At 60.1% G+C, this 5,303-nt stretch carries 2 protein-coding genes and 2 pseudogenes; 3 read left to right on the top strand and 1 reads right to left on the bottom strand.

Annotation, left to right across the window (positions count from 1 at the left end):
- Nucleotides 1-690: pseudogene (gene istA / locus B7Y43_RS19700) on the bottom strand (IS21-like element ISRsp3 family transposase); the annotation flags it as partial.
- A gap of 426 nt (nt 691-1,116) precedes the next feature.
- Between istA and B7Y43_RS19695 the strand changes: the two are divergent.
- The 3 genes and pseudogenes from B7Y43_RS19695 to B7Y43_RS19685 form a co-directional block, all read left to right on the top strand.
- A complete protein-coding gene (locus B7Y43_RS19695) occupies nt 1,117-2,361 on the top strand; it encodes a serine/threonine protein phosphatase (RefSeq protein WP_374133365.1) in 1,245 nt (414 codons plus the stop codon).
- Between the two features lie 228 nt (nt 2,362-2,589).
- On the top strand, nt 2,590-4,752 hold the full coding sequence (locus tag B7Y43_RS19690; RefSeq protein ID WP_374133364.1) for a TonB-dependent receptor: 2,163 nt from the start codon (nt 2,590-2,592) through the stop codon (nt 4,750-4,752).
- A 32-nt stretch (nt 4,753-4,784) separates the two neighbouring features.
- Nucleotides 4,785-5,303 (top strand): annotated as a pseudogene (locus tag B7Y43_RS19685) (epoxyalkane--coenzyme M transferase); the annotation flags it as partial.

Here is a 5,303-nt window from a genome sequence, read left to right as displayed (position 1 = left end):
ATCCGTTTCGAACAGGTAGTGGCTGGCCATGGCAGCGAACCGCGCATTGACCTGTCGGACTTTGCCCTGGCCGATCCGGTCTACAGCCGTCTTCATATTGTCGAATATTCCACGCTGAGGCACGCCGCCCAGCACCCGGAAGGCCTGCGTCAGTGCGTCGAACAACATCTCGTGCGTTTGCAGCAGATAGGCTCGCGTGATGAACGCCCGACTGTGGGAGAGCTTGGTATGGGCCACCTGCAGCTTGGTAGGCCGGCCATTCAGAAGGGCGTAATCTTCACTCCAATCGAACTGAAAGGCCTCACCGGGCTGGAAGATCAGCGGTACGAATGTGCCGCGCCCACTGGTTTGCTTTTCATATTGGCGTTCGGTCTTCCACGAGCGGGCGAAGGCGGCAACACGGCTGTATGATCCCTCGTAGCCCAGCTTAACCAGATCTGCATGTAGCTGCTTGGCTGTTCGCTTCTGTTTGCGCGACTTGCCAGATTCCACCCGCAGCCACGTCGTCAGTTTTTCTGCAAACTGATCAAGCTTGCTCGGCCGTTTGGGAACCTTGAACGTCGGCTCCACCGCGTCATCGCGCAGATATTTGCGGATCGTGTTGCGCGATAATCCAGTCCGCCGCCGGATCTCGCGAATGGGGATGCCTTGCCGAAAATGCCAGCGGCGGATCACACTGAGTAGGTCCATGTCGATCACGATGCCTCCTGACTGTCAGCCAGGGGCGAGGAAAACATGGGTCAATTCTCAGTGAAAACTTATAACCCTCCCGGGTCACTTCTCAGTGCAACTCAACAGCCAGACCTTCCTGGCAAGCATAATCCAGAGCCGCCTCGCGAAGGCGTGTCGTCTGCTCGGGTGAATTGACCGGTGCCGCGGAACCCAACTACCACTCCTGCTTCTGTCAATGTACGATCGTTCCCGATCGGCACTCGCTCACGATTGATGTCGAGATAGGGGCTTGCGCGGGTCTCGTAAAGTTTTTCGCCGAATTTTAAGCTCGGTGAGGCTGCGATTGCTTCTCGTAACAAAAATGCCGCGATTGAATCGTAACTGCACGGTCGTTCCGTTAACGACTCGATGGCCGCGTGGCTGTCAGCCCGAGGATTTGATGAGATGCTTTCCGATGCCGCCGGCGCGCCCTTCTCCATCGCGGTCGTGTCCGACACGCAAAATTATGTGAGTCATCGCAACCAGCGCGAAGGCGGCTTCCCCTTCGACACGCGCGAGATGCTGTACGATATGATGGCCTATATTGCGCGCAATGCCCGGAGCGCGGGCGGCGAGATCGCCTTCGTGTCAGGTCTTGGCGACAATTGGCAGCATCCGAGCATTGCGGAGCCCGACCAGCTCAGTCTCGACCGAGGCATGAGGGCGATCGGCAATCCGGTGATCGAGGATTTGCTCCCTGCATCGCCTGAACAGTTGCTCTCGATCGAGATGCCCGCCGCTCGCGCTGCCTGGAACATCATCGCCGATCGTTTGCCGTTCTGCGTGATCCCGGGAAATCACGATTATGATCATCTGTGGACGGACCACGAGTTTCCGGCGGAAATTGGCGGAGGTATCAAGGGCAACAAGGTCGAAGGGATTGGCGGCCTTCAGGTCTCGGGGCTCGCGAACTGGAAGAACATATTCGGCGCCTCATCGCCGTTCTTCGATGGAAAGGCCTGGTACGTGTCATTCCATGACGAGGGATGCAGCTCGGCGCAGATCTTCAGCGCGGGCGGCTATCGCTTCCTTCATCTGGGCCTGGAAATGTGCCCGAATGAGGAGACGCTTGCCTGGGCTGACGGCGTCATCAATGCTTACCCCGGCCTTCCGACGATCGTCTCCATCCACGAGTTTCTCAATGAAGAAGGCGAGCGCGCGTCCATCGTCTATTTGGACATGACGCTGCGGGACAGCCGACGTTTTGGTCCGGCGCGGCTGTGGGAGCGCTTCATCTCGCGGCATGACCAGATCCTGATGACCCTCAATGGCCATTTCCACGGCGTGAGACACCGGATCGACCTCAACCAGCACGGGCACAAGGTTTACCAATTCCTGGTCAATTATCAGGGCCGCAAGCAGTCGCTCAAGGATACCGGCTCTTCCGCGAGAGTGATCGACGGCATCGGCGACGGGTGGCTGCGGCTGTTGCGGTTCGATCTCGCTGCGGCCATGCCGACCTTGTACCTTCGGGCTTATTCGACCCACTATAAGGGTTTTGCACCCGATCTGCCGCGCTACGCCGAATGGTATGGGAAAGAGCATCCCGGCATGCCCGCTGAGGAATTCCTGCGCCTCGACGATATAGCCTTCGATCTGGAAGATTTTCGACAGCGCTTCGGGCCGCCGGGCGCCGCAGCTGACCCGTAAGCTGGTGCGATCGGATCGGTGAACCGGAGCGCTCGATCCTAGCGCGGTCACCGCAAACTGTACGATCGTTCCGCCCAATTTCACCGCAACGCAGTCGGCTTCCCGGCTGTCGCCCAATCACGTCGGCAGCCCGGGGTGCGTGCTGCTGCGCCTGTTCGAAAGGATTTTGGAATTTTGTTCTATCCTTCACGCCATCTCCGGTGCCTGCTCGCTCGATCTGCGCTTTCCGTGATCGCGGTAGCGGGGACTTCTGCTCCTGCCGTGGCGCAATCTGTCTCGCCAGCCGACGATTCTGCGGCTGAGGATGTCGGAGAGATTGTCGTCACGGCCGAGAAGCGCTCCTCGACCGTCCGCGACATTCCCATGGCGATTTCCGCTTATGCACCGGCGACACTGCAGCAGAAGCAGATCACCAGCATCGAGGATATTCAGCGCATTTCGCCCAGCATGCAGGCCGGCTTCAAGGCCGGCGCCACGCAATTCGTGTCGATCCGCGGCATCGGCGCGCAGCTCTATCAATTGGCTGCCGAGCCGGCGGTCGCGGTCTCGCAGGACGGTATCGTCAATACGAGCCAGAACAGCATGAACCTCGACCTGTTCGACGTCTCGCGCGTCGAGGTGCTGCGCGGCCCGCAGGGCACCATTGCGGGGCGTAATGCCATTGCCGGTGCGGTCAATGTCTACTCCAACGAGCCGACACCGAATTTCGAAGGCGCGTTGACCGCAACGATCGGCAACTATGAGCGTCTCGCGGTAGAGGGCTATCTGAGCGGCCCGATCGCCGGCGACAAGGTGATGGCGCGTCTCGCAATCCGTTCGGATCGCGACAATGGCTGGTTGCGCAACACGCTCCTCGATACGAGGCTAGGACAAACCGACAAGCTCCAGTTCCGGGCGACTGTCCTGGCCAGGCCGACTGACGATTTCGAAGCGCTAGCGATCCTCGATGTCGTGAGGGACCGATCCACGACCTTCACGCTGGCCGACAATATCCGGATCCGATCCGACAAGCCGTCGCTCACCGAAGCCTTCGGCGCGATCCCGTTCAGCTGGTCCGACAAGACCGTCGCGATGGACGAGAGCGGATCCTTTAATCTGCGCCGCTACCAGCCCTCGCTTCGCCTGAAGTGGGCAGTCTCGCCAAGCACATCGATCACTTCTCTCACCGGCTATCTGAAGCTCGAAAATTTCTCGCGCTGGGATCCGGATGGCTCGTCGCTGCCGCTCTTCGTGTGGAATCCCAAGGCAACGCTTCCGGGATTCGACATCGACCAGTTCTCGCAGGAGCTGACCGTCGTCTCCGACATCAGCGACCGGCTCGAACTCATCGCGGGCGGGCTGTATGTCAGCAATCATCTCAAGGGCGCCAACCAGTTCGGCATTCCATTCGACAGCATTCCGGTGGACGCCATCGACTATCGCGCCAATCAGCGACTTGAGTCGATTTCCGGCTATGCCCAGCTGCGCCTGAAACTTCTGCCGAACCTTCGGGTCAGCGCCGGCGCGCGCTACACGCATGATCGCAAGAAATATGATGCCACCTTGAACGTGTTCGGCTCCATCGTGCAGAATCAGGCCAACACGACCTGGGATGACGTCACGCCGCGCTTCACGATCGATTTCACGCTATCGAAAGACCTCACGGTCTACGCGACGGTCTCGAAGGGCTTCAAATCGGGCGGCTATGTCACCTATTCGGCGCCGATCAACCAGTTCGATCCGGAAACGGCCTGGAACTACGAAGCCGGCATCAAGGGCAGCCTGTTCGACGGTCGACTGACCGGGGCGCTGACTGGCTTCTACATGCGCTACAAGGGGCTGCAGCAGTCCCAGGCCTCGGTCTCGAGCGGCGATATCATCGGGCGGGTCGTCAATGCGGACACCGCGGCCGTCAAGGGCGCCGAGCTGGAGCTGGACGCACGGGTCACCAACACACTGCGGCTCAGCTTCTCGGGGAACTGGCTCCACGGCCGCTACGGGCGTCTGCTCAGCGCCGATCCCGTTTATCCCGAGCGCGGCGTGCAGGACTATTCCGGTAACCGCCTGGTTCGTGCGCCGGACTGGCAGTTCAGCGCCGGCGCGGATTATAGCACCGCCATCGGCAGCGACTGGAATGCAACGCTGTCAGCGTCCTATTCCTGGCAGACCAAGGTCTATTTCGATTTCACCAACAAGGAGACGGTCGCGCAGCCGACCTATGGTCTCGTCAACCTCATGGCGAGCCTGGAGTCTTCGGACGGTAACTGGCGGGTGGCAGCCTATCTGCGCAACCTGACCGACAAATTCTACGTCACCCAGAACAACCCGCTGGTCGAGCGCGACGTCACTTATGGCAGCCTTAGCATCGGTGAGCCGCGGCGCTTTGGCGTCAGCCTCACGCGCCACTTCTGACCTCAGCCCAGTTCAGCAGTTCGGAGATCATCATGAAGACCAGCACCGATTTCATCCTGACCACCCATGTCGGCAGTCTCCCTCGTCCGAAAGCTCTGGAGGAGAAGCTGCTCAAGCAGGAGATGGGCGTCCTCAGCGAGGAGGAGGCCGCCACGATGCCGGCGGAGGTCTCCGACGCGGTCAAATGGGCCGTCCAGCGTCAGCGCGACATGGGCATCACCGTGATCGATGACGGCGAAATGAGCAAATATGCCTATTCGACTTACGCCCGTCAGCGCATGACCGGTCTTACCGGCAGCGACCAGATGCTCGCCATCTCGGACATCATGGACTTCCCCGAATTCGCGAAGCGGATGAAGCTCGAGATTAAGACGCCGGCCTGTGTCGGTCCGGTATCCTATCTCGAGACGGATGCGCTGCGGGCCGACATCGCCAATCTTCAGGCGGCGCTCGCGGGTTCGGGTGCCGAAGAAGGCTTCATGAACGCGCCATCACCGGGCATCATGGCAGCCTACATGCCGAACCAGTATTACGACACGCGGGAGGCGTAT

This window comes from Sphingomonas sp. 28-62-20, from assembly GCF_002281505.1.
Note: the sequence above shows the minus strand (reverse complement) of the source record. Positions and strands in the feature narration are given on the sequence as shown.